The 22,023-nt window shown below is 72.0% G+C and carries 28 protein-coding genes; 4 read left to right on the forward strand and 24 right to left on the reverse strand.

Annotated features, from left to right (window positions below; all coding sequences use genetic code 11):
• Positions 1-30: 30 nt before the first annotated feature.
• The 6 genes from MFF04_RS04120 to MFF04_RS04145 form a co-directional block, all read right to left on the reverse strand.
• Positions 31-708, reverse strand: a complete 678-nt coding sequence (locus MFF04_RS04120) for a response regulator transcription factor (protein ID WP_238274202.1) — start codon at positions 706-708, stop codon at positions 31-33.
• A 34-nt stretch (positions 709-742) separates the two neighbouring features.
• Positions 743-1,108 (reverse strand): PepSY domain-containing protein, encoded by a 366-nt coding sequence (locus MFF04_RS04125; RefSeq protein WP_238274203.1) that lies wholly within the window; start codon positions 1,106-1,108, stop codon positions 743-745.
• A gap of 122 nt (positions 1,109-1,230) precedes the next feature.
• Positions 1,231-1,437 (reverse strand): hypothetical protein, encoded by a 207-nt coding sequence (locus tag MFF04_RS04130; RefSeq protein ID WP_238274204.1) that lies wholly within the window; start codon positions 1,435-1,437, stop codon positions 1,231-1,233.
• 18 nt (positions 1,438-1,455) lie between these two features.
• Positions 1,456-1,809 (reverse strand): hypothetical protein, encoded by a 354-nt coding sequence (locus MFF04_RS04135; RefSeq protein WP_238274205.1) that lies wholly within the window; start codon positions 1,807-1,809, stop codon positions 1,456-1,458.
• A gap of 32 nt (positions 1,810-1,841) precedes the next feature.
• On the reverse strand, positions 1,842-2,354 hold the full coding sequence (locus MFF04_RS04140) for a hypothetical protein (protein WP_238274206.1): 513 nt from the start codon (positions 2,352-2,354) through the stop codon (positions 1,842-1,844).
• Positions 2,355-2,383: 29 nt separating this feature from the next.
• A complete protein-coding gene (locus MFF04_RS04145) occupies positions 2,384-3,001 on the reverse strand; it encodes a lysozyme (RefSeq protein ID WP_238274207.1) in 618 nt (205 codons plus the stop codon).
• Positions 3,002-3,115: 114 nt separating this feature from the next.
• Between MFF04_RS04145 and MFF04_RS04150 the strand changes: the two genes are divergently transcribed.
• Positions 3,116-3,373, forward strand: coding sequence for a hypothetical protein (locus tag MFF04_RS04150; RefSeq protein ID WP_238274208.1), 258 nt, complete (start codon positions 3,116-3,118; stop codon positions 3,371-3,373).
• Between the two features lie 15 nt (positions 3,374-3,388).
• Here the strand turns inward: MFF04_RS04150 and MFF04_RS04155 are convergent, their stop codons facing one another.
• The 3 genes from MFF04_RS04155 to MFF04_RS04165 are packed head-to-tail and all read right to left on the reverse strand — an operon-like array spanning position 3,389 to position 9,331.
• Positions 3,389-4,954: a DUF2793 domain-containing protein gene (locus tag MFF04_RS04155; RefSeq protein ID WP_238274209.1), complete on the reverse strand. Its 1,566-nt coding sequence runs from the start codon at positions 4,952-4,954 to the stop codon at positions 3,389-3,391.
• Positions 4,955-4,970: 16 nt separating this feature from the next.
• A complete protein-coding gene (locus MFF04_RS04160; protein ID WP_238274210.1) occupies positions 4,971-8,870 on the reverse strand; it encodes a baseplate multidomain protein megatron in 3,900 nt (1,299 codons plus the stop codon).
• A complete protein-coding gene (locus MFF04_RS04165; RefSeq protein ID WP_238274211.1) occupies positions 8,858-9,331 on the reverse strand; it encodes a C40 family peptidase in 474 nt (157 codons plus the stop codon). The genes MFF04_RS04160 and MFF04_RS04165 overlap by 13 nt, the downstream gene beginning before the upstream one ends.
• Before the next feature lie 69 nt (positions 9,332-9,400).
• Here MFF04_RS04165 and MFF04_RS04170 point away from each other — a divergent pair, with 69 nt between their 5' ends.
• Positions 9,401-10,111: a gamma-glutamylcyclotransferase gene (locus MFF04_RS04170; protein ID WP_238274212.1), complete on the forward strand. Its 711-nt coding sequence runs from the start codon at positions 9,401-9,403 to the stop codon at positions 10,109-10,111.
• Between the two features lie 64 nt (positions 10,112-10,175).
• On the opposite strand, the gene MFF04_RS04175 is transcribed toward MFF04_RS04170, so the two are convergent.
• The 10 genes from MFF04_RS04175 to MFF04_RS04220 form a co-directional block, all read right to left on the reverse strand.
• Complete coding sequence (locus MFF04_RS04175) at positions 10,176-11,054, reverse strand: phage/gene transfer agent baseplate hub protein (RefSeq protein ID WP_238274213.1); 879 nt, start codon at positions 11,052-11,054, stop codon at positions 10,176-10,178.
• Between the two features lie 7 nt (positions 11,055-11,061).
• Positions 11,062-11,697 carry a DUF2460 domain-containing protein gene (locus MFF04_RS04180; RefSeq protein WP_238274214.1) on the reverse strand — a complete coding sequence of 212 codons (636 nt, stop codon included), beginning with the start codon at positions 11,695-11,697 and terminating at the stop codon, positions 11,062-11,064.
• Between the two features lie 39 nt (positions 11,698-11,736).
• Entirely contained in the window at positions 11,737-12,312 is a 576-nt protein-coding gene (locus MFF04_RS04185) for a phage tail tape measure protein (RefSeq protein WP_238274215.1), read from the reverse strand.
• 179 nt (positions 12,313-12,491) lie between these two features.
• Positions 12,492-14,054 carry a right-handed parallel beta-helix repeat-containing protein gene (locus MFF04_RS04190; protein ID WP_238274216.1) on the reverse strand — a complete coding sequence of 521 codons (1,563 nt, stop codon included), beginning with the start codon at positions 14,052-14,054 and terminating at the stop codon, positions 12,492-12,494.
• 18 nt (positions 14,055-14,072) lie between these two features.
• Positions 14,073-14,297, reverse strand: a complete 225-nt coding sequence (locus MFF04_RS04195; RefSeq protein WP_238274217.1) for a phage tail assembly chaperone — start codon at positions 14,295-14,297, stop codon at positions 14,073-14,075.
• The gene (locus MFF04_RS04200) at positions 14,294-14,617 is read right to left on the reverse strand and encodes a gene transfer agent family protein (RefSeq protein WP_238274218.1); all 324 of its coding nucleotides are present in this window, start codon (positions 14,615-14,617) and stop codon (positions 14,294-14,296) included. The genes MFF04_RS04195 and MFF04_RS04200 overlap by 4 nt, the downstream gene beginning before the upstream one ends.
• A gap of 4 nt (positions 14,618-14,621) precedes the next feature.
• The gene (locus MFF04_RS04205) at positions 14,622-15,032 is read right to left on the reverse strand and encodes a phage major tail protein, TP901-1 family (RefSeq protein WP_238274219.1); all 411 of its coding nucleotides are present in this window, start codon (positions 15,030-15,032) and stop codon (positions 14,622-14,624) included.
• A 23-nt stretch (positions 15,033-15,055) separates the two neighbouring features.
• Positions 15,056-15,466 (reverse strand): tail completion protein gp17, encoded by a 411-nt coding sequence (gene gp17 / locus MFF04_RS04210; RefSeq protein WP_238274220.1) that lies wholly within the window; start codon positions 15,464-15,466, stop codon positions 15,056-15,058.
• Positions 15,463-15,825, reverse strand: a complete 363-nt coding sequence (locus MFF04_RS04215; RefSeq protein WP_238274221.1) for a phage head closure protein — start codon at positions 15,823-15,825, stop codon at positions 15,463-15,465. The genes gp17 and MFF04_RS04215 overlap by 4 nt, the downstream gene beginning before the upstream one ends.
• A gap of 34 nt (positions 15,826-15,859) precedes the next feature.
• Positions 15,860-16,426, reverse strand: coding sequence for a head-tail connector protein (locus MFF04_RS04220; RefSeq protein WP_238274222.1), 567 nt, complete (start codon positions 16,424-16,426; stop codon positions 15,860-15,862).
• 41 nt (positions 16,427-16,467) lie between these two features.
• Here MFF04_RS04220 and MFF04_RS04225 point away from each other — a divergent pair, with 41 nt between their 5' ends.
• Positions 16,468-17,190 (forward strand): trypsin-like serine protease, encoded by a 723-nt coding sequence (locus MFF04_RS04225; protein ID WP_238274223.1) that lies wholly within the window; start codon positions 16,468-16,470, stop codon positions 17,188-17,190.
• A 90-nt stretch (positions 17,191-17,280) separates the two neighbouring features.
• Positions 17,281-18,150, forward strand: coding sequence for a S1 family peptidase (locus MFF04_RS04230; RefSeq protein WP_238274224.1), 870 nt, complete (start codon positions 17,281-17,283; stop codon positions 18,148-18,150).
• A 64-nt stretch (positions 18,151-18,214) separates the two neighbouring features.
• Here MFF04_RS04230 and MFF04_RS04235 read toward each other — a convergent pair whose 3' ends face one another.
• From MFF04_RS04235 to MFF04_RS04255, 5 genes are all read right to left on the reverse strand, one after another.
• Positions 18,215-19,498, reverse strand: a complete 1,284-nt coding sequence (locus tag MFF04_RS04235; RefSeq protein WP_238274225.1) for a phage major capsid protein — start codon at positions 19,496-19,498, stop codon at positions 18,215-18,217.
• Between the two features lie 29 nt (positions 19,499-19,527).
• On the reverse strand, positions 19,528-19,983 hold the full coding sequence (locus MFF04_RS04240; protein ID WP_238274226.1) for an HK97 family phage prohead protease: 456 nt from the start codon (positions 19,981-19,983) through the stop codon (positions 19,528-19,530).
• Positions 19,984-20,009: 26 nt separating this feature from the next.
• Complete coding sequence (locus tag MFF04_RS04245) at positions 20,010-21,185, reverse strand: phage portal protein (RefSeq protein WP_238274227.1); 1,176 nt, start codon at positions 21,183-21,185, stop codon at positions 20,010-20,012.
• Between the two features lie 126 nt (positions 21,186-21,311).
• A complete protein-coding gene (locus MFF04_RS04250) occupies positions 21,312-21,563 on the reverse strand; it encodes a hypothetical protein (protein WP_238274228.1) in 252 nt (83 codons plus the stop codon).
• A 111-nt stretch (positions 21,564-21,674) separates the two neighbouring features.
• On the reverse strand, positions 21,675-22,023 hold a 349-nt coding region (locus MFF04_RS04255; protein WP_444543500.1), incomplete at its 5' end, for a phage terminase large subunit family protein.

Genomic DNA, 22,023 nt, shown 5'->3' on the forward strand with positions numbered 1-22,023 from the left:
CCCGGATCGGCTGCGGGCTTTCAGAGATCGTCACACCCTCGGCGCGGGCTGGCTCGGGTCGACGAGGTAGCCGAGGCCGCGCACGGTCTGGATGAGGTCGACGGCGAGCTTCTTGCGCAGGCGGCCGACGAAGACCTCGATGGTGTTCGAGTCCCGGTCGAAATCCTGGTCGTAGAGGTGCTCGGTCAGCTCCGCCCGGGACACCACCCGGCCGGTATGGTGCATGAGGTAGGAGAGCAGCCGGTACTCGTGGCTCGTGAGCTTCACCGGGATGCCGTCGACGAAGACGCGGCCGGAGCGGGTGTCGAGGGTGACGGGGCCGCAGGCGATCTGGCTCGTGGCGTGCCCGGCGGTGCGGCGCAGGAGCGCGCGGACGCGGGCCATCAGCTCCTCCATGTGGAAGGGCTTCGTGACGTAATCGTCGGCGCCGGCATCGAAGCCGTCGACCTTGTCCGACCAGCGGTCGCGGGCGGTGAGGATGATCACCGGCGTCTTGATGCCGGCGCGGCGCCACTTCTGCAGGACGCTGACCCCGTCGGCCTTGGGCAGCCCCATGTCGAGGATGATGGCGTCGTAGGGCTCGTTCTCGCCGAGATAGCCGCCCTCCTCGCCGTCGAAGGCCTTGTCGGCGACGTAGCCGGCCTCCTCCAGCGCAGCGACCACCTGCCGGTTGATGTCTCGGTCATCCTCGACGACGAGCAGACGCACGGCTAGCGATACTCCGGTTCGGCGGCGCCCCGCCTCAGTACTGTCCTGCCACGGCGCCGGTCTTGGCGTCGACGACGACGTGCACGAAACGCCCGTCCCTGCGCAAGGCCGTGAGCATGTAGACGAGCCCCTCCGCGTGGCGGCACAGCTGGGCCCGCTGGATTTCGGCCCGCGGGATCACGGTGCGCGCGGCGCGGATCGCGGCCACGGGCTCGATCACCTGCCGCTCGGCCACCGCCTCGCGCAGATCGGCGGGCGAAAGGCAGCTCTCGACCCGCGGCCCGCTATCGGCGACGGCCTGCACGGCGGGCGCGGTCTCCTCCGCCTGCGTGCCGGTCTCGCCCGCGACGAAGGCCGTGACCGAAAGGCCGGCTGCAAGGAGGGCGAGGAGGTAACGCATCTGTCGCCACTGTCGGCCGAGGGCACTGAATGCGCCCTGAATAGGGACGCGGGCAGAGCTTACGGCCGAGCCCGGCAACCGGTTCCAGCCGATCGCTCGCGCGCATGTGAATCGCGAGACGCTCAACGCTCCGACAAGCGGTCGAGGCTCGCGCGCAGGGCCGTGCTCAGCACGATCTGGCGATCGACGTGGTCGAAGGCCGCCCGCCGCAGCGCCACGGTCGAGCGCTCGAACTGCCGGCGCGCGGCCTCCAGCCGGCCCGCCGCCGCCCGACCCCTGAGGCGGGCGTTCCCCGACGCCGCCGGCCGCTCGATCCCGCCTGCCCGCATCTCCGCCTCCCCGCCTCCTCACGCGGCGCCCGCCCGGCGCAGCTCGGTCAGCGCCCGCGTCAGCTCCTCGAAGCGGTCGCGCACGCGCTCGTCGTTGCGGTCGATGCCGCGCGCGATCTCTGCGGAGAGCCGCGACAGGTCCTCGAGCACGCGGGTGCGGCTCTCCAAGGCCGCGGCGACGGCGGCGTTGGTCTGCGAGGCCCGCTCCAGGGCGGTGGCCGTGGCGCCGGTGTCGTCGATGCGCGCCTCGAGGACGCGCAGGTTCTCCCGGTAGAGGTGCAGGCAGGCAAGACCGAGGAGGACCGCGACCACCCAGCCCGCGCCCCCGTCCGCGAAGAGCAGGCGGGCTGCCTCCATGGCGATCTTCTCCATCGCGCGCCCCCTCCGGCGAAGCCCAAGCGTCCCTAGCCTGCCGGACGACGCGTGGCGCCGAGGCGCCGGCCGGCCTCGACCGCCGGCCGCAGGGTGTTGCCGACGGTGGCCGCCTCTTCGAGCGGCAGGCTGCGGAAGACCTTCTCGGCGAGCCCCTCGATGCCGCCGGCCTGGCGGAGAAGCCAGCCCGGCGCCTGGTCGGCGGCTCGCTGGACCGCGCGGGCGATGACCGCCGAGCCGAGGGGGATCGTGAGCGTGCGGCCCTTCACGGCGCCCGCCACGGCGTTCAGCGCGAAGTCGGTGACGTTGCGGACGAGTCGCTCGACGAGAGTCGCGGTGACGAACAGGCGCAGCGGCCCCGCCAGCCGCGCGACGAGCGCCGTCACCGCCGCCGCAGCGAAGGGCACGGCGGCGCTCGCGAGGCCCTGTAGGACGGGGAGGAGCGCATCCCCCCAGGGCAGCGCGACGGCAGCGGTCTCGGCGGCGGCCGCTGGCACGGCGACGAACCACGCGAGCAGGGCGAGGGAGAGGGCGAGAGGGCGCATCGGATATCCTTTCGGGCGGTTCGGAGGCGTCAGCGGCGCAGGAGCCAGCGCCAGAGGGCGGCGAGGCCGGAGCGTGGCGGAGCCGGGGGCTCCGCCGGTCGCCGCGGCGCCACCGGAGCCGGGCCGCGCGGCAGGGGCCGACGCTCCGCGGATCGCGCCGGGCGCGGCGCGTTGACGGGACCGGTATCCCCGCGACGGGCGCAGGGCATCGCGGTGGCGTAGGGCGTGAGGAACTGGTCGTGCTCGGCCTGCCGGCGGGGCAGGATCGCGGCCGGGCGGTTCCACATCAGGATCGCTTCGGCCGCGCCCGCCCGGTCGCCGGCCCGGAGGCGCCGCAGCAGCGTCGAGCGCAGGAAGGCCCCCTGCCCGATGTTGAAGCAGAGCGAGACCAGGGCGTCGAAGGCGTGGTCCGGCAGATCCTCCGGCACCGCCTGCGCCACGGTGCGGGCGAAGCGCGCGACGTCGCGCGCGAAGATCGCCTCGCATTCCTCCGGCGTGATCGTCAGGCCCGGCCGCACGGTGGGCGGCCCCGCCGCCGAGGTGTGACCGACGCCGATCGTCCAGACGCCGACCGAGTCGCGATAGGCCTCGAGCCGCGCGCCTTCCCGCGCGACGAGCACTGCCCTGCCGATGGCGCTGAGCTCCATGGTCGATCTCCGGTGAGGTTGGGAAGCGGTGTGGCGGAGGCCGCGACGGTGCGGCCCGGAACGCCCGGCGGCGACGGCCGTTTGATCCGGCACGACCTTCCGCGAGGAGAGAGGATGATGAGGACGGGAACGATGCTGGCCGCGGTGGCGGCCCTGACGCTCGCCGGCGCCGGCACGGCGCTCGCCGGCAACAGCAATTCCGGAAGCGGGCTCTCGCCCTACGCGGCCCAGAGCGGCAACGACCGCTCGGCGGGGGTGAACAACGGCAACTACACGCAGCCGCGCTTCAATCCCTACACCCGCACCTACGGGCGCCCGGTTCGCGAATACGACCGGCCGGCGCCGGGGTACTACTACGGCTATCCGTACTGAGCGGACCTGCCGCCCTCACCCGAGGGCGTGTCCCCAGAACTGCGACTCGGCGCCGGCGGCATAACCGTCGGCGCCCCTCATGCGTGCGAAGACCTCGACGCGGTCGCCCGCCGCGAGGCCGAGCATCGCTGTGAGCACCAGGGTGCCGAGCCCGTCGACGGGGGCCGGCACGGCGCAGCGCCCGGCCTCGGCCACGCCGTTGCGTCGGAAGCGTGCCTCGAAGCCTGCCGGCGACGACGTGCCGTTGCGGCGGTAGCCGAGGCTCAGCCCGAATAGATAGGCCCCCGCCTCCGGCGCCACGAAGCGCGAGGTCCCCGCGTCGAAGGCTCCCTGCCCATTGATCGCCGCCTCGTTGAACTGCACCCGCGTCCAGGCATCGGCGGCGAGGTAGTTGTCGAAATTCGTCGCCGCACAGAAGCGGACCGGATTGCCGAGCCGCTGCCATCCCACGCCGTCATAGGCGCGGAAGGCGCTCGCCGTGCTGTCGAACACGATCTGCCCGGCGCTCGCCCCGGCGGCCGGAACGCCTGCCCGCGGCTGAAGCTCCAGGGCGCCGTTGGCCCGCAGCCGCAGGACCGGACGCCGAACGGTCGAGCCGAGGTCGGTGGTCTGGAACTCGATGGCGGTGCCGCGGGCCCCGGCCGCGAACCCCTCTTCCGCGTAGGCCCCGAGGGAGACGGCATCCCCCGAATAGGCGCCGCCGTCATGGTAGCCGCGGCCGGCCAGGGTGAAGAGCCGGTCCCCGGCCGCGAGCGCGCCGGGCGATGAGGACGTACCGCGACCGATACGAGCGCGCAGCACGGCCTCCGGCGCACCGGTCGCGGCGTGGCTCGCGATCTCGATCGCCGGGGAGCCCGGTTGGGATGCCGCCGTAACCGGAGCGGCGGGCGCCCCGGCACCGGGTGAGGCGGCGGCGCCGAAGCCGACGAAGCCGGTGGCAGGGTCGATCCGCCAGGCGCCGGTCCAGGCCGATCCGTCCGGCGAGACCTTGGCCGACAGCGCGTCCTCGCCTGCGAGCCCGATCTCGGCGCGGCCCGAATAACCCTTCTGGAACAGGAGCGAGAGGGCGTTTCCGCTCGCCTCCTTGTTAAGGACCAAGCGCAGGTCGCCGCTGCCGCCCTCGCCCGGGGCGCGTGCCGTGAGCAGGGCGGCGTTGAGCTTCGCCGCGAAGGGGTTGCCGGCATCCGCCTGCGTGCCGATTCCGAGCCCGGCGAGGCTCGCGGCGCCGCCCAGCGCGCTTCCGAGCCCGGTCCAGCCGGCGGCGGTGAAGACGCAGAGCGCGCCCTCGTCCATCAGATACGCGATCCAGCCCGGCCGGGGCGCGGACGCCGCCCAGACCCCGTCCTCGAAGCGCACGACCTGACCGGCGAGCCCCGCCCAGGCCCCGGTCGGCGCCGGCCCCGCGACGATATAGCGGTCGCCCTCGGCCGGGTTTACGGGCGGCGCCGCGAGGTCCCGGTCGAGGCAGGCGAGTTGCGCCAGCGCATCGAGGAGGGTCAGCGCTTCGTTGTGGGTGACGTGCTTCTGCGCCTGCCCCGCCGCGATCAGCGGCAGGGCGAGGTTGCGGGTCGTCTGCGACATGCGTGTGCTCCTGGTCTCAACCGGCGCGGACGGGCACGCGGGCACGGCAGCGAGGCCCGAAGCCCGCGACCGCGCCGACCTGCGCCACCGCCGCCTCGATCGCGTGTTGCGGAGCGCCGAAATCCGCGGCCTCGTCGGCGGCCGGGTAGAGCGCGGCAGGTTCCGCGACGGTCAGCGTCCGCAGGACGGCGCCGCCGGGGCCGAGGATGTCGAGGGCGTAGCGCTCGGCCGCCTCGTCGAGAGGGATGTCGGCAGGCTCCCAGGCATCCGCTGCCCGGCGGGCACGGCGGATCCAGGTGAAGCGCACGCCCTCGGGCCCGCGCCGGGCGCGCAGATGCACCGGCGCCGGCGGCCGCAGCGCCTCGATGCCGGCGGTGGCGGCGATCTCGGTGAAAGCCGGATCGCCGGGGTCGCGGTCGGCGGGGCCGACCCGGTAGCGGAACGGACGGCCGGTCTCGTCGAGCCGGTCCACCAGCGGCACCACCGCCTCGTCGAGGCGCACGATCAGGCTGCCGGCGGGCGTCGGCCGCGAGGCCGCCGCCTCGCTCCCGGCCAGGCCCCGGAGCAGGCACGCGAGACGGAAGCGGCCGGCGCCGGTCATAACCGCCACGGCGGCGGCGACGATCTCGACGGTGCCGTCCGGCGCGACGAGGGCGAAGAGGTTCGCGCCCGCCAGCACGGCGGCCTCGTCGGCGCTCGCGAGCGTGCCGGCGTTGCGCAGATCGACGTCGAGGGCGTGACCCCGATCGAAGCGCCAGAGCGGGCCCGGCGGCAGCTCGCTCAGGGTGCGCCCGAGGCAGGCCCCGTGCTCCACGAGCCGGTGGAAGGCGAGCGGACCAGCCTCACCCTCGCCCCGCCAGACGGCCAGCGCGCCGGGCCAGGGCTGGGCGGCGACGGCGAGATGCTGGAGGATCGTCGGCTCCCCCCGATCCGCCGGGAGATCGAGGGGGACCACGAAGGGCTTTCCGGGAAAGGCGGGACGGGTGCGCCGGGGCGGCTGCCCCTCGCCGTCCCGAGGGCGCGGCGCCCGGCCGGGCTCGGACACCGCGCGGGTCTCGATGCGGCGGCCGGCCGGCGCGTCCTCGATGCGGAGGATGCGGTGCGCCGTCCCGCCCGGCAGGGTCACGAGATCGCCGGGCTCCAGGTCGAGACGGCGGGGGCTCACCGCGAAGGCCGCCGTCTCCCGCCCGGCGATGGCCGCGTCGAGGAGCGACTCGGCGAGCGCCTCCGCCGCCCCGCGCCGCGTGACGACGGGAAGGTCGAGGCGCGTCTCCCGGCGCCGGCCGCCGGTGGGCCGCGAGGCCGCGGCGGAGGCGCGGCGATACTCCGGGCTCTCGCTATCGCCGAAGACCAGTTCGACGGAGCGGGGCAGCGCGCTCTCCTCGGCGCGCATCCGGCGGAGCGTCGGCTCGTCACCGCTCTCGACGAGCTCGCCCGCCGAGAGCGGCAGGGCCCGCGCGAGGCCGGGGCCGCGGAAGCGCAGGCGTCCGCCGCTCGCGGAGACGTCGAGCCCGAAGGCCTGGGCCAGGGGCTCCAGGGCGCCGCGGGCGGAGAGCGGCCGGTCGAGCACGTAGCCGTCGAGGAAGGCGTCGGCCGCGATCGCGGCGGGCGCGGAGACGCCGAGATCGGCCAGGATCGCCGCGATCAGGCGGGCGAGGTCGAGCCCCTCGACGCGGCCGGTGATCCAGTGGCCGACCGACCAGTTGCCGGCATCCGCCCAGACCTCGGAATAGTCCGGGAAGGCCGGGAAGGGCCGCGCGTCCCAGCACCAGACGAAGACGCTCTCGGGGGACACCATGCGCCCGCCGTAGAAGGACGAGACCGGATTGTGCGCCTCCACGAAGCCCGGCGCGGCGGGGTCGAAGCGACCGATGATCGCTTCGAGGCCCCGGGCCTGGATGAGGTCGTCGCGGCGGCCCGTCGAGAAGGGCGGGGCGGCGTTCTCAGAGGATTTCGGGTCGGGGAAGACGTTCGGGCCGTTGGTTCCCTTGTCGACGGCGGGCACGCCGATCTCGGTGAGCCAGATCGGCTTCGAGCACGGCACCCAGGCGGTGGTGCGGGTCTCGACGCCGCCGTCGCGCTCGACATGCGGGTTCGACCACCAGGAGACGAGGTCCTTCGCCCGGTAGATCCAGGGCTTGCCGTAGGCGCCGTCGGTGATCGGGGCGCGGACCTGCGCCGCCCGGTCCGCCCCGCTCGCGTAGTACCAGTCGAAGGCCTCTCCCGCGCCGAGGCGGGAGCGGAGATAGGCAGTGTCGGTCACGGCGTCCGCGAGGCCCGCGTCGGCGTGGTCGCGGCCCTCCCGCCAGTCGCTCAGCGGCGGGTAGAAGTCGATACCGACCGCGTCGATGGCAGGATCGGCGAAGAGCGCATCGAGGGGAAAGCGCACCGTGGCGCCGCCGTCGCGGACATGGGCGCCGTACTCGGTCCAGTCGGCGGCGTATACCAAGGCGGTACCGCTTCCGAGACGGGCGCGGACGGCCGACGCGAGGGAGCGGAAGGAGGCGACCGCCGGGTAGCCGCCCGCCTCGTCGCGTACCTGGGTCAGGCCGGGGAACTCGCTGCCGAGGATGAGGCCCGCGAGCGGCGCGCCCCCCGCCGCCCAGCCGGCGGCGAGATCGGCGTAGTGCAGCAGCATCGCCGCATAGCCGGAAGGGCCGTCGAAGAAGGCGCCGACCTGCTGGGCGGCCTCCACCGTCCCGTCCGTGCTGCCGGCGGTGTCCGGCGCCGGGTAGCAGGTGATGCGCCCGCGCCAGGGATAGGCGGGCTGGCCTGGACCGCCCGGCGCATAGGGGTTCGGCAGGGCGTTGCCGGCGGGCACGTCCATCATCACGAAGGGGTAGAGCACGACCGCGAGGCCGCGCCCGTGCAGCTCCGCCACGAGCCGGCCGAGCCCCGCGTCGGAGGGCGTGCCGCCATAGGCGGGACCGCCGCCGGGCGCCGTCGAGACGACGTCGGCGGTCTCCCGCGTCAGACCCGCCACGGACCAGGCGTCGCCGGCCGATTTCTTCAGCGCGGAATCGACCTTCGGGACGATGGTGCAGGCGCCGGCCCGGAGATCGCTGCCGAACCAGGACGCGACCACCGCGACGCGCTTGAGGTTCGGGCACAGCGCCTGGAGGGCGTCGAGGGAGGCGAGCACGTCCGTGCCGCGCTGGAACTGGAAGCGGTTGGCGGGCTTCGTGGTGCCGAGCCCGCCATCCTCGCTCACGGGGGCCGGGTCGAGGCCGAACTCCGTCGAGCCGGGGATGAGGTCGACGGCGCGGATCATCCCCGCCAGCCCCTCGACGGGCCGCACCACCTCGAAGGCGAACTGCGGCACCCGGTTGCCGTAGTCGGCGAGGGCCAAGCGCTCGAACACGGCGTAGGCGAGGCCGCGATAGGCCGGCGCGCGCTCCGCCCCCTCCTTGGCGACGATGAGCGGATCGGGCGCCTGGTCCGCTCCGCCCCGGTGCAGGCGCCAGGTGATCGCCGAAAGGTCGAGCTCGGCCCCGTCCGCCCAGACGCGCCGGACATACGCGATCTCGCCCTCACAGAGGCCGACCGCGAGATTGGCGTAGTAGGCGTAGGCCGTCCGGACCGTCTTGCTTCCGCTCCCGCCCTTGCCGCCGGTGGAGGAGCGTTCGACGGTGGTGTTGGCGACCTCGAGCGGCCGCGTCGCCCAGATCAGGGTGCCGCCGATCCGCGCCCGGCCGTAGACGCGAGGCACGGGGTCACCCTCCGTCGAGGAGAGGCCGGCGACCTCCGACAGGCGCGGACCCTCGACCCGGCGGGGGCTGGCATCGGTCCCGAACAGGGCGCTGTCGATGGCGCTGCCCGCGACGGCGCCGACGACCTTTCCGATGGCGCCGCCGATCGGGCCGCCCAGCGCCGTGCCGACCGCGCTCGCCGCCGTCGACAGGATCAGCGTCGCCATGCGGGGCTCCTCTCGTCGGGTTCGGGGAAGCGGAAGGCCGCGCGCAGGTGGCGGCGCCACCAGCCCGAGAGCGCAACCTCGGCCACGCAGGCCCCGTCATGGGCGTGGACCATGCAGCCCTCGCCCGTGGCTATGGCGCAGTGGCGGGCGGGCAGATGCGCTCGGAAGGCGAAAAGCAGCATCGTGCCGGCCGCCGGCTTGAAATCGGGGGTGATCGGCGGCCCCGGCAGGAGATGGCGCAGGGCGGCATCGACGAGCGGCTCGGAGCCGGCGGGCGCCGACTCCGCCCAGGACGGACCGTAGGGCGGCGGCGCCTCCGGCTCCGACCCGAGGCAGGCCCGCCAGACGCCCCGCACGAGACCGAGGCAGTCGCAGCCGACGCCCTTCAGCGACGCCTGGTGCCGGTAGGGCGTGCCGATCCAGGCCCGCGCTTCCGCCACGATGCGCGCCGACCCGTCCATGTCACCGAATCCTCTCGTGCCGGCCGCGCCACGCTTGCAGCGGGCGCCGCGGGATGGTCCCCTGGCGTCATGCCGAAGGGATCGCTTCAGGAGGCTCTCAGCCTCGATTTCGACCTGATCGCCCGCGCCCATCCGGGCGCCGTCGCCGACGACGAGACCGCTCTGAAGCTCCTCTCGGAGGAGGAGCTCGGCCCCGGCCTGGAGCGGATGCTCGCCGGCCACGCGCCCGGCGAGGGGCTCTGGGTGTTCGCCTACGGCTCCCTGCTCTGGAAGCCGGAGTTCGCCTTCGACGCGCGACGCGTGGGCACCGTGCACGGCTTCCACCGCCGGTTCTGCCTGCTCCAGCGCCGGTTCCGCGGCACGCGGGAGCGGCCGGGCTTGGTGCTCGCCCTCGACCGAGGGGGCTCATGCAAGGGCGTCGCGTTCCGCCTCGCCGGGCTCGACCCGCGGGCGGCGCTGATGCCGGTCTGGCGGCGCGAGATGCAGGGTCTCGGCTACGAGGGCCGCTGGGTCACCGTCGAGACGGGGGACGGGCCGGTGCGGGCGCTGACCTTCGTCGTGAACCGGGCGGGAGACCGCTACACCGGCCGTCTCAGCGACGCGGAGACCGCCGAGCGGATCGCCGCGGCCTGCGGCCATCTCGGCCCCAGCGCCGAATACCTGCTGCGCACGGTGCGCGCCTGCGCCGAGCTCGGCATCCACGATCCCCATCTCTGGCGGGTGCAGGCGCTGGTGGCGGAGCGCCTGCGGGCCTGCGGAACCGCCGCCAACGAGGCTTGAGCTAGGGTCTTGTTGGATCGTTGGTCCTGACGGAGAACCGGCTTCCACTTCTCCTGGACCAACTCTAGCCGCGGAACAGGCTGCTGCCGTCGAGCGTGGTGCCGGCGCTCGGGGCCGGGCGGACGACGAAGTCGTTGCCGGGCATGTGCGGGAAGCCCCGGAAGTTCACCGCGTTCGCGAAGGTGCCGGCGCAGGTGGCGAGACTCTTGTCGCAGCCCCGCGTGAGAGAGAAGCCGTCGCCCGGCGCGACCGGACGCGGCGGCACCTCCCAAAGCTCGATGCCGCCTTCGCCGGCCCCGCGGATGTCGGCGGCGCGGCCGGCATTGGCGCCCGTCGTCCAGACGAGGCGCCCCCCGGCGAGCCCCGTTTCCGCAAGGCCGACGGAAAGCGCCGCCCGGACCAGCACCGGCGAGATCACCTCGGCGACCGTTCCCGCCGCGCGGTGAGCCGTCAGGTCGGCCCGGCAGCGCCCGTCGCCGAGCTCGGCGTCGCAGGTGGCGCGGTAGGTGCGCCCGCGCTCGACGTCGAGTTCGTCCATCAGCCCGCGCAATTCGGCGACGAAGGCGGTGCCCGCCCGGCGGACCTCGCCGATGCGGGCCACGTCGAGGAGGAGCCGCGCGGACGGCTCCGACCAGTCCACGAGCCAGGTCTCGACGCTCGCCCCGTCGTAGAGGCCCCCGGCGATATCGGCCTCCGTGAGCCCCAGCGAGGTCAGCGCCCCGGAGACGTCGCCGCCGGAGACCGCGAAGCCGAGCTCGGCGCTCGCCTCCGCCGCCTCAAGGCCGGTGCGGGCGGCGTGCAGCGTGCCGTTCAGCGGGATGTCGCGGTCGTGGTCGGTGAAGCCGAGGACGGCGCCGTCGGCCCGCCGCAGGGTCCAGCAGCGGCAGAGCGTCGTGGCGCCGGCTTCGAGCCGGGCGGCGAGGGCGGGGCCGATGTCGCGCATGTCATCCTCAGGGCACGATCTCGACGAGGGGCACCTTCGGGATCTCGCCGGCCGAGAAGGCCTCGAGGTTGACGGTGATCTCGTCGGTGTCGAAGCGGACCGGCACGTCGAACTCGAAGCCGGCGGTGACGGCTTGGCTCGGGCCGGGCGCCTCGACGAGGGCGACGAGCCCTGTCGCCGGATCGCAGGAGAAGGCGGAGGCTTCGAGCTCGATGCCGGCGATCGCCACGCGCACGCTGCCGGCGACGGGCTTGGCGATGGTGCGCCGATAGGGCAACGCGCCGCTTCCGTAGGTCTTGGCGAGGGGAAAGACCCGCGTCGCGCCGTCGCCGATGCCGAGCGGCTGGTCTCCGGCGGCGGGCGCCTGCGAGGGCGCCCCGGAGCGGAAATCGACCCGGTCCCGGTAGCGGAAGCCGTAGAGCCGGCCGCGGCGCTCCTCGAAGAAGCCGATGACGGCGTGGAGCGCATCGAGCGTGCGGATGCCGAAGCCGGCATCGTAGCGGCGGCGAGAATCCGCCCAGCGGCTGTTGCGGTGCTCGCGCCCGGAGGCCAGCGTCACGATCTCGGTCAGCCGGGCCGGGCCGCCGCTGCCGCGCAGGGACACGTCGAGGGGAAAGCGCACCTCGTGGAAGTCGCCGGCCATGCTGCCCCCTTGCGATGTGTTCGGAACGATCCCGCGTCTTCAGAGCGCGCGCTGCCCTCGAGCGACGGCGCGGGCGAGGCTCGCGGCGACCTGGGCTTCCGACTTGCGGAAGCTCGCCGCGTCCGGCGTCGCGATGTTGACCGTCACCGCGACCGGCCGTCCACCGGATCCGGCAGCGACCCCGAGGCGGCCGTCGCTGCCCCGGCGGAGCGGCAGAATCGCCTCCGGCCCCGCCTCGCCGGCAAGCCCCGTGCCGCCGCGCATCGGGAAGTAGGTCGGCGCGGCGATCACCCCGCCCGCCGCGAAGGGCTGCACGCGCCCGCCCATCAGCACCCCGCCCCGGGCGAAGGCCGCCGGCGTCTCGGAGGCCGTGCCGAGCAGGCCGTTGACGAGGCTCGCGACCCCCGCCCGCACCGGCGCCGCGGCGGTCCGCGCGGCGAGGCTCCCGAGCCGGGTCGCTAACGAACCCAGCACGCCGTCGAGCTGCCGCCCGGCCCCGAGATTCCCGGCGAGCGCCTTGGTCAGGCTCTGCCCGAAGCGCTGCGCGAGCCGGTCGAGCCCTTCGAGTTGTCTTGCGCGGGCGGCAGTAGCGCGTTCGGCGTCAAGTTCCATCATGATCATACTTCCATGGAACCAAATAATTACAGCACATTAAATTTAGCGTGGTTGAATTTGGTAATACTTTACGCACACCTTCTATGATGTCAGCCGAGAATATATCTTTCTCGGCCGACACTTCTTAATTATAATATCTTTATACTACGGAATAGACCATCACGTATTGATATATCTTCCTAAATACCTGGATTTCCATCAACATAGTTATTTCCGCCCGTAGGTCCTTGATTAAGGAATGCCTGATTATTCCCATAGACCATGTTGTTCCTAGCCATGATCCAACCCCCGTTCCCGGCGACAAGGGCCAGACCGGTGCTGTTAGCTCTATTTGGATCCCAAGGCAGATACTTTCCAATCATATTATTCACGATCATGACATGGCTCGTATTGGTTCCAACACATACGCCGATACCCCACCCAGCCACCGTGGAATTCGATAGCACCGTGTTGATACATCCAACTCCTTCAACGAGAAATCCATAGCCGGGATTATTTGATGTGCTTGCAATAATGCCATTATCCCAGCGGGTATTCATCACAGGGCGCCCGGAATTTCCTGTTGCGCCGTTGCCAAGGATACGAAGGCCAAAGGAATTTTCTGATCGAGTGTTCGTCAGCCAGCAGTTCGAAAAAGAGGTCTCGAACACAAATCCGTTACCGCTTGGTGAAATCAAAATATTATCGCGCTGACCACTGTCAAAATAGACATCTGAGCAGTAAGTTGCTTGAGCCGTCTGTCCATTACCGGGATTTATAATTAGATTATTGAAGAAACCAAGAATGTCCGTGTTGTTGATCATCGTTGCCCCGGAGTTTACGATTTGGACTCCGAACTCGGGGCGCGGACCAACCGGGCCACTACTGGTCGGGTCATTACCATCGCCATAGATCGTACAGTTACTAATCCAGTTTGATGGCCCATATGACGGGTTGTCGACGACAATCGCGCCGCGATTACTACCGGTCGCAATAAATGTCATAGTATTATTGTGTACCAGACAGTTTCCCGCGACTGGCCCCATTCGAATACCACGAAAGCAGTGACGAATATCTACATCTCGGCAGAAAGTATATGCGCCTCTCAAATTGACTGTATATCCACTCGTTCTATCTCCTGCACTGCTTTTAAACGCGCAATCTTTGACACCCGAATAATTTCCGTTAAAACAAATAACGTCTGTATCAAGTCGAGTGCAATCGATGAAGGTTGCGTACTTGCCTGATCCGAGCAAGGTCACATTCTGGCGCGTGAACGTGAAGGTATCACCGAGCGTGATGGTACCGGGAGGCAGAACGATCACACCACCATCTGCCGGCAGAGAAGCTTCAGCCAGCGCGAGGCTAGCATTCTGGGAAGTACCTGTGTTGGCTTGAACGCCATACTTGCTAGCATCGCGCCAGCCAAATGCATTCGCTGCCTGCGATGGATTGAAATTTCCGGCATGCCAGATTTCATTTCCATTGACACGCGGCCCACCGGCACCGGTTCCAGTCGAAAAATTAACGTGACCTCCACTCTTCTCGGCAGCGATCTGGATAATTCCATTATCCTTGTGAGCGTAGCCAATGTACCCGTGTCGACTGTTATCACCCGCGCGAAATTCCGCATAACCTGAGTAATTAGCATCTCCAGGCTGGCTCCAGATCGAACCCGTGTTCGCCGAACTTCTCGTAGAGGATTGCGGAACAAACAAAGTTCCAGTCATAGTATCTCCGGACTTGTTCACATAATCGACCATTTTAGATATCCTTCTATGCTATTGAATACTTTCTTCCTCATCCGGGAAGGCATCGAGCAGCCGATCGAGACCGGCCCGCTCCATGACGGGACGGGACGGACCGATGGCGGCGGCGAGTTCGCGGGGGCTCGCGGCCCAGAACTCGGCGGGGCGCCAGCCGAGACGACTGAGCGCGAAGTGCAGCGCGTCGTCCCACGGGAAGGCGGGGGTGGGCCCCGGCGCCGCTCCTCCCGTGGGGGTCAAGGGCGGGGCTCGGGCTCCCCGAAGGCGAGGGTGAGGGCGGCGCCGAGCGCGGCGCCGATCGCGTCGAGGCTGCCGGCGAGCGGCAGCCGGGCGACGGCCGCGTCGTCGAGGGGGTGGCCGCCGCCGCGCAAGGCTGCACCGAGGAGGACGATGAGGTCGCTTCCGGCGAGCCGCCCATCCGAGAAGCGGGCGGCGAGGCCGTCGAGATCGCCGCCGCCGAGGCCGCTCTCGATCTCGGCCAGCGCCCCGAGGGTGATGCAGAGGGTGTAGCGGGTGCCCCCGAGGTCGAGATCGACCTCCCCGCGATGCCGGTTCGCCATCGCCTTAGAGCGCCGTGAAGGAGAGGGCGCCGGCCGAGTCGAGGCTCATGTCGAAGGTGACCTCGCCGGCATGGTCGCCCCGGTACTCGAGGCTCGCGATCTGGAACGGCCCCTCCAGCGTGCCGAAGCTCGGCACGACGATCTGGAAGGTCTCGATCAGCCCCTCGAAGAAGAGCTGCCGCAGGCGCAGGTCCGAGGCCTCGTCTCGGAAGACACCGGAGCCGGAGATCGCGGCGCGCCGCACCCCGGCGCCGGCGAGAAGCTCCCGCCAGCGGCCGGCGGAATCGGCGTTCGTCACGTCCACGGTCTCGGCGTTGAAGGCGATCTGCCGGGCGCGTAGCCCCGCGACGGCGACGAAGCCGCCGCTGCCGTTCCCTGCCCTGACGAGCAGGTCCTTGCCTTTCTGGGCGCTCATGGCTGGCTCCGGATGAGAGAGGGTCAGGCGGTCTCGGCGACGGCCTCGATGAGGAGGTTCGCGCGGGCCTCGCCGCTGCGCTCGTCGCGGGCGGCGGAGACGGAGCGGATGCGGAGCCGGATCAGGACATGCCCGGGGAGATCGGGCCCGAGATCGGCGAGCAGCGCCGCCATGCGCGCGGCGGCGGCGAGCGCGGTGCCCGCCGAGCCCGGCCGGGCGACGACGGCGAGGGCTTGGCTGAGAAGGTAGCGGCCGGCGCCGTCGACGGAGTCGTCGCGGGCCTCGGCATCGCCGAACAGGGCGTAGACCGGAACGGCTCCGCGGGGCGGCTCGTCGTAGACCTGAACGGTGCCGCCCATCAGGACGGCGAGCGCCGCGTCCCCGGAGAGACGGGCCAGGAGGGCGGCGCGCAGCGCCAGGATCGGGCTCGTCACGGGCTGCCCTCCCCGTTCGCCTCGATGAGTTCCTCGACCTCGCAGACGAGGTCGCGGCCCCGCTCGTCGGGGTCGGTGACGGCGCGGATGGCGAAGCGCCGAGAGCCGGACTTCAGGCGCATCGGCGGTCCGACTCCGTGGCGGGCGCGGATCGTGATGCGGTGGGTGGCGACCACGTCGGAACGGCCCCCGCGCAGGCGCTCTGCCCGCGAGAGCGGGCTCAGGGCCCCCCACAGCAGAGGCCCGTCGACGTAGCGGCGGACCCGGCCTCCGAAGCCGTCCGGATCGTCCACCGGGCGCTCGAGCACGAAGCGGCGGCGGCGCGCGCCGAGGGCGGACCTGAGGGAGTTCGCAGCCATCGTGCCGATCCTGAAAGCAATGTCTTGAGCCGGCTCAGAGACGGCGCCAGCGGTACGGTGCGAGAAGCGCCGCGACGGTCGCCGGAAGCCCCGCCTCCGGCTCGTCGCCCCGGTGCTCGAACCAGCCCGCCGCGAGCCGGCGGATGGCGAGCGCGAGGGGGAGGGGCAGCGGAAACGCCGCCGTGCCGAAGCCCGCCTCGACCTCCACGAGCAGGGTGCGGCCGCCGAGCGGCGGCAGAGCTGAGGCGAAGAGCAGGCAGGGGCCTTCGAGACCATCGCTCCCGACCTGGACGCTCCCTTCCGGCAAGTCGCTCAAGGCCCCGCCCGCCTCGGCAAGCGCTGCCCGCGTCACCCCGGCGAGCGGGCTCAGCGGCAGCGGGAGAATGCCGTCCGGCGGCCGGGACGGCAGGGCGATGCGGTAGCGGCCCGGCACAAGGAGGCGGCGGGTCTCGCGCTCGAGCGCCGCGCGGGCGGCTCCGATCAGGCTTCCGATCAGGGCGTCCTCGGCGCCGCCGTCGTCGGGGTCGAGGCGGAGGTAGGCGCGCATCTCGGCGACGCTCACCGGCTCGACCACGCTGCTCTCGACGCGTATCGGGGTCATCGTGGCCAAGCCCTCCGGGGCGTTTGAGACGGGGTTGTGCGGTGTCGGCTCGCGGTCTCGGTCCGCTGCTTGCTGTTCTGTCGATCCTCGCGGCGGGGCCCGCGGGCGCCGTCTCGGGAGGCGCCGAGGTGCCGGAGGACGGCACCACGGTGATGGTCCTGTCCTCGAAGGGCGGCGTCTGCACCGGCATCGTGGTGGCGCAGGCGGCCGTGCTCACCGCCGCCCACTGCGCGGCCGCGGGCGCCGAGCATCGGGTCCACTACCGGGAGGGGGGGCAGCCCGTCCTCGCCGAGGTCGCGGGGCGCGCGGTCCATCCCGGCTACGATGCCGGGGCCGTCGCCGGGCGCCGCCGCTCGATCGACCTCGCGCTTCTGCGCCTCGAAAGGCCCCTGCCCGGCCGCTTCCGGCCGGCGACGCTCGCGATCGACGCGCCCAACGCCGGAGCGTCGGCGCTGCTCGCGGGCTACGGCGAGACCGCCGGCGGCGGCCCCCGCAGCACGGGGACGCTGCGGGCCCTGCCCCTCACGGTCGTCGAGCCCTACGGCCCGAGCCGCATCCTGCTCTGGCTCCGGGCCGCCGCGGGTGCCAGCGCCTGCCGGGGCGACAGCGGCGGGCCGGTGAGCGTGGACGGATCGGTCGCGGCGGTCTCGGCCTGGTCCGGCGGCACCTGCGGCAGCCTCGTGCAGGGCGTGCGCGTCGGCCCGCAGCGAGGCTGGATCGACGGGACGCTCAGTGGCTGGGGCCTCTCCGCAGTCTGGCGCTAGGAAGCGGCGGCCGCCCCCGGAACCCAGGCTTGGCCGGAAGACTGCCTTGGTCTACGGTTCCCGACGACACGCCCGCCACGGGAGACAGGCATGGTCGCTCATCTTCTCCGGCGGGTCGTGCTCGGCGCGACCCTCGGGCTCCTCGGCCCCATCCTGCCGGCCCAGGCGGTCATCCAGGGCGAGGTCTCGCGCAACCCCAACGGGGCCCGCGCCTTCGTGGTGCGCATCGAGAGCACGCAAGGGGAGATCTGCTCCGGCACGCTAATCGCGCCGGATCTCGTGCTCACCGCCGCGCACTGCGTGATGCATCAGGCGGGCTACAGCGTCGTCACCGTCGACCGGGCCTTCCGGCAGCATCGCGTACAGGCGATCGCCGCCTCGATGCATCCCGATTTCGTGCCCGGCACGACGCCCGAGGACCAGCCCGGCATCGACCTCGCGCTGATCAAGCTCGCCGAGCCGGTGAGCGGCGACTTCGTGCCCCTCGATCCCCGCGGCGCCGGCTCGATCGCCACCGGCGACAGCGTGCACATCGCGGGCTTCGGCGTCGTCGCCGAGAACCGCCGCAACACCGCCCGGACGCTCCGGGAGGCGAACCTCGTCTCGATCGGCTCGCTGCAGGTCGCCAACCGGGTCACGGTGGTGACGGACCGGCGCCGCTTCGCGGAGACGGCGGGTGCCGGTGCGTGCCTGGGCGATTCCGGCGGCCCGATCCTGCGGGGCGGGCCCGGCGGCTACCAGATCGTCGGCGTGGTGAGCTGGTCGAGCGGCGCCCTCCAGCAGAACGGGCGCACCCGCACCGCCTGCGGCGGCTTCACGGCGGTGACGCCGGTGGCCGAGCACGCGGGCTGGATCGCCTCGCGGGCGGCCGAGCTCGCCCGCATCCAGGTCGGCGACGCGATGCCCGCCCGGGGCCACCGCTCCGACTGGATGTCCCGGCCCGGCCGCCAGCGCCGCTGAGGCAACGCGCGCCCGGCGCCGCACCGTCGCGGCCCCGAGATATCGAGGCCGCGACGCGCCTCCATCAGGCGAACTTCAGGAGCTTGATGGCATCGTGGTCCTGGATGCCGCCGCCGACGCGCTTCGTGGTGTAGAACAGCACGTAGGGCTTGGCGGAATAGGGATCGCGCAGGACCCGCAGGCCGGTGCGGTCGATAACGAGGTAGCCGCGCTTGAAGTCGCCGAAGGCGATCGAGAGGCTGCCGGCGGCGATGTCGGGCATCGCCTCGGCCTCGACCACCGGGAAACCGAGAAGCGTCGCGGCCCGGTCGGCGGCGAGCGGCGGCTGCCAGAGGTAGTTGCCGTCCGCGTCCTTGAACTTGCGGATGGCGCTCTGCACCCGCCGGTTCATGACGAAGCTCGCGTTCTGGCGGTAGCCGGCCCGCAGCGCGTAGACGAGGTCGAAGAGCACGTCCGTCGGGCTGTCGGCGGGGAAGGCGCCGCTGCTACCGGTGGCCACGAACCCGACCTTGCCGGGCACCCAGGCGGCATTCGCGATCGTCTCGTAGCTGAGGAAGCCCTTCGGCCGGCCGATGCCGTCGCCGGTGACGAAGGCGATGCTCTCCTGCTCGGCGAAGGCGGTCTCGACCTCGTCGGCGAGCCAGGTGTCGAGATCGACCGCCGCGTCGTCGAGAAGCGTCTGCGTCGCCGCCGGCATCGCGTAGAGCTCCATGGCCGGGAAGCTCTGCTCGGCGAGCACCGGCGCATCGGTCTGCGGGCGCGGCGCGGTCTCCGCGACCCAGCCCGCCACCGCCGCGGTCCCAGCGAAGGCCCGCTTGTAGACGCCCCCGGAGATGGCCCGCACCGTGGCGATGGCGCGGATCGGCGAGAGGTTGGAGAGGCGCGAGAGCACCTCCCGCTCGACGTTCGGCGGCACGAGGTAGCCGCCGTCCGGGCCGGAGCCGGCGCTGAGCGCCTTCTCCTCGAGGCGCTTCAGGCCGGCGCTCTCGCCGGCCCGGACGTAGAGGTCGAAGGCCGCCTTGTGCTCGGTCATCGCCTCCGGCACGCGCTCGCCACTGGAGAGCGGCGGGCGGGCGCGGTCGAGGCTCATCCGGTCGAGGCGGGCGCGGGCGGCGTCGAGGGCGGTGTCGATGCGCGCGAGCTTCTCCTCGGTCAGCGGATCGCTCCCGATGCGGCCCTCGATCTGGGCGAGGCGCGCGTCGTTCGTCTCCTTGAAGGCCTCGAAGGCGCGGCCGAACTCCTCGATGGCGGCGGCGACCGCGGGGTCTGCGGCACCGGCGCCGGCCTTCGACTCGAGGCCAGGAACGGGGGCGTGGGCAGCGGTCTCAATGGCGGCGTGACGGGTCATGGGAACCTCGGGTTGGCGGAGGAAAGGGGTCAGGCGGCGAGGCGCCGGGCGAGGCCGCTGATCTCGGCGGCCAGCGGCCGGGTGACGGGCGCCACGCGGGCGCCGGCCTGGAGCGGGAAGGTCACGAGGGAGATCTCCCAGAGGTCGACCGCCGCGAGACGCCGCAGGCGCCCCTCCGGAACCGCGCGGAGGGTGCGGAAGCCGATCGAGAGCCCGTCGAGGGAGCCGTCTTCCATCAGCGCCGCGATCTCGCGGGCCCGCTGCACGGCGAGGTTGAGGCGCCCGGTGACACGCAGGCCGCGGGCATCCTCGAGAATCGAGAGCCAGCGGCCGATGGGCTCGGCCGGGTCGTGCTGCCAGAGCATGCGCACGCCCGCGATCCCGCGCCGCTGGAGGCTCGCGGCGAAGGCGCCGGGCGCCACCACGTCGCGGCCGAGATCGGGCACGCCGAAGAGGCTGGCGTAACCGGTGAAGGTGCCGTCCATGGGGGTCTCCGGTGAGGACTTCGGGTTCAGGCGGCGGGCTTCTCGGGCGGGTAGCCCACCGCTTCGCGCTTCTCGGCCTGGGTGAGGAAGTCCGCCCCCTGCACCCGGCGCCAGAGGGATTCGCGCTCGGGCGCGAGCGCCTCGATGGCGTCGAGGTCCGGCTCCAGCGTCGCGGGGCCGAAGGCGGGCTCCAGCCAGTGGGCGATGGAATCGGCGGTGCGGCGCACCAGCGGGATCACCGTCTGCCGGTAGAAGGCGCGGTTCGCCTCGGCGTAGTTCGCGTGCGTGCTGTCGCCGGGAAGCCCCAGCATCAGGGGCGGCACCCCGAAGGCGAGGGCGATCTCGCGGGCGGCCGCCGCCTTCGCCTCGACGAAGTCCATGTCCTTGGGCGAGAGCGAGAGCGGCTTCCAGTCGAGGCCGCCTTCGAGCAGCAGCGGCCGCCCGGCATTGCCCGCACCCTGGTAGTTCGCCTCCAGCTCGCCCTTGAGGCGGGCGAACTGCGCGTCGCTCAAGGACGCGCCGGCGCCGGCCCCGAAGACCAGCGCGCCCGAGGGCCGGGCGGCATTGTCGAGAAGGGCCTTGTTCCAGGCACCGGCGGCGTTGTGGATGTCGAGGGCGACCGCTGCCGCCTCCATCGGCGAGAGGCCGTAATGGTCGTCGGTCGGGTGGAACAGGCCGAGATGCAGGATCGGCGGGACCGCGCCGGCCGCCTGGTCGTAGCGCAGGGTGCGCCCGCCGACCGTGTAGTCGTAGGCCGCGGGCCAGCCATCGGCGCCGGGCACGACCTGCATCCGGTCGGGGCGGAGCACGTAGAGCTCGCGGGGCACGCCGTCGAGGCGTACCGCCTCGAGGTAGGCGTTTCCCGAGACCATTAGGTGGCCGTAGAGGCTCTCCATCAGCCGGGCCCCGCCCTCGCGGGGGTTCGGCCGGGCGATGAGCGCCGAGAGCGGGTGGGGCTCGCCCGCGGAGGTGCCGGTGAGGATCAGCGGCAGGGAGGCCGCCGCCTCGGCGACGAGCCGCACGGCGCGATGGACGACGGCGTTGCGCTGGAAGCCCTCCCGAGCGAGCGCCGTGCCGTCGCGGGCGGTCCAGACGGCGCGGGCATCGCCGTAGACCCAGACCGTGGCTCCCGAGAGCGGCGCCGCCTTCGCCTCCGGCGCGAGGCCGGCCGCCCGCATGAACCGCGACACGAGGTTCGCCATAGGCCGGAGACCTTTCGGATGGGAGCGGAAACGACGAGAGCCGCGCCCGTCGGTGGACGGGGCGGCTCTCGAAGGTGGTGGTGCGGCAGTCCCGCTAAGGGAAACCGCTGGGGGGCATGGGGTCGGTCAGACCTTTCGGGCCATGCCCGAGCCCGCATGCACGGCGCGGCGGCGCTGAGCGGAGAGGCGCTTGGCGTTGGCGGCCTCGCGCCAGTTGACGATATGGCCCGCCATCCGGTCGAGAACCCACATCACGGCGCTGACCACGATGGCCAGGGCGCAGATGCCGCCGATCAGCACGCCCCAGATGCCCGGCGCGGGCAGCATCATCAGGCAGACGAGGCCGAACAGGGCCGCGCCGGGAATCCACTTGGCCATCGTTCACCTCTCAACAATATTCCTGCAGTCTAGCGGAAGAGCTTTGACGACAGCTTAATCGAGACGACTGATTTCAACGGGACGAACACGGCTCGGCGCCCGAAATACAATTCATAGTTGTCTTATCCGCGGCTCCGGCCCCGTCAGCATCAGGTGGGTCAGCGCCCAGACCAGGGCGTCGAGGCGGTCCGGGGAGGCGCCACCGGAGAGGCCGTCCGGTCCGAAGTCGCACATCTCGTCCTCCAAGAGCGGGAAGGCTCCGGCATGGTGCACGCGCCCCTGCGCATAGAGCAGCGAGACCGGCTCCGCCCGCAGATACTTGCCGCGCGTCGCCCGCACCGGCACCACCGGCACGTGAGGGTCGATGCCGGCGACGACCGCCTCCACCATCTCGCCGCCCTGGTTGACCTCGACGACGAGGGCGTCCGCCTCCAGACGGTGGTAGAGCCCCAGCGCCGCC

The sequence above is a fragment of the Methylobacterium jeotgali genome, assembly GCF_022179345.1.
Classification (GTDB): domain Bacteria; phylum Pseudomonadota; class Alphaproteobacteria; order Rhizobiales; family Beijerinckiaceae; genus Methylobacterium; species Methylobacterium jeotgali.

Coding starts and splice junctions, on each gene's coding strand:
- MFF04_RS04145 (WP_238274207.1), bottom strand. CDS start 3,001: ATGGAGCTCAGCGCCATCGGCAGGGCAGTGCTCGTCGCGCGGGAAGGC.
- MFF04_RS04240 (WP_238274226.1), bottom strand. CDS start 19,983: ATGGACGGCACCTTCACCGGTTACGCCAGCCTCTTCGGCGTGCCCGAT.
- MFF04_RS04185 (WP_238274215.1), bottom strand. CDS start 12,312: ATGATGGAACTTGACGCCGAACGCGCTACTGCCGCCCGCGCAAGACAA.
- MFF04_RS04140 (WP_238274206.1), bottom strand. CDS start 2,354: ATGCGCCCTCTCGCCCTCTCCCTCGCCCTGCTCGCGTGGTTCGTCGCC.
- MFF04_RS04150 (WP_238274208.1), top strand. CDS start 3,116: ATGATGAGGACGGGAACGATGCTGGCCGCGGTGGCGGCCCTGACGCTC.
- MFF04_RS04220 (WP_238274222.1), bottom strand. CDS start 16,426: ATGACCCCGATACGCGTCGAGAGCAGCGTGGTCGAGCCGGTGAGCGTC.
- MFF04_RS04200 (WP_238274218.1), bottom strand. CDS start 14,617: ATGGCGAACCGGCATCGCGGGGAGGTCGATCTCGACCTCGGGGGCACC.
- MFF04_RS04170 (WP_238274212.1), top strand. CDS start 9,401: ATGCCGAAGGGATCGCTTCAGGAGGCTCTCAGCCTCGATTTCGACCTG.
- MFF04_RS04235 (WP_238274225.1), bottom strand. CDS start 19,498: ATGACCCGTCACGCCGCCATTGAGACCGCTGCCCACGCCCCCGTTCCT.
- MFF04_RS04175 (WP_238274213.1), bottom strand. CDS start 11,054: ATGCGCGACATCGGCCCCGCCCTCGCCGCCCGGCTCGAAGCCGGCGCC.
- MFF04_RS04190 (WP_238274216.1), bottom strand. CDS start 14,054: ATGGTCGATTATGTGAACAAGTCCGGAGATACTATGACTGGAACTTTG.
- MFF04_RS04165 (WP_238274211.1), bottom strand. CDS start 9,331: ATGGACGGGTCGGCGCGCATCGTGGCGGAAGCGCGGGCCTGGATCGGC.
- MFF04_RS04160 (WP_238274210.1), bottom strand. CDS start 8,870: ATGGCGACGCTGATCCTGTCGACGGCGGCGAGCGCGGTCGGCACGGCG.
- MFF04_RS04180 (WP_238274214.1), bottom strand. CDS start 11,697: ATGGCCGGCGACTTCCACGAGGTGCGCTTTCCCCTCGACGTGTCCCTG.
- MFF04_RS04130 (WP_238274204.1), bottom strand. CDS start 1,437: ATGCGGGCAGGCGGGATCGAGCGGCCGGCGGCGTCGGGGAACGCCCGC.
- MFF04_RS04215 (WP_238274221.1), bottom strand. CDS start 15,825: ATGGCTGCGAACTCCCTCAGGTCCGCCCTCGGCGCGCGCCGCCGCCGC.
- MFF04_RS04155 (WP_238274209.1), bottom strand. CDS start 4,954: ATGTCGCAGACGACCCGCAACCTCGCCCTGCCGCTGATCGCGGCGGGG.
- MFF04_RS04135 (WP_238274205.1), bottom strand. CDS start 1,809: ATGGAGAAGATCGCCATGGAGGCAGCCCGCCTGCTCTTCGCGGACGGG.
- MFF04_RS04125 (WP_238274203.1), bottom strand. CDS start 1,108: ATGCGTTACCTCCTCGCCCTCCTTGCAGCCGGCCTTTCGGTCACGGCC.
- MFF04_RS04230 (WP_238274224.1), top strand. CDS start 17,281: ATGGTCGCTCATCTTCTCCGGCGGGTCGTGCTCGGCGCGACCCTCGGG.
- MFF04_RS04245 (WP_238274227.1), bottom strand. CDS start 21,185: ATGGCGAACCTCGTGTCGCGGTTCATGCGGGCGGCCGGCCTCGCGCCG.
- MFF04_RS04205 (WP_238274219.1), bottom strand. CDS start 15,032: ATGAGCGCCCAGAAAGGCAAGGACCTGCTCGTCAGGGCAGGGAACGGC.
- MFF04_RS04250 (WP_238274228.1), bottom strand. CDS start 21,563: ATGGCCAAGTGGATTCCCGGCGCGGCCCTGTTCGGCCTCGTCTGCCTG.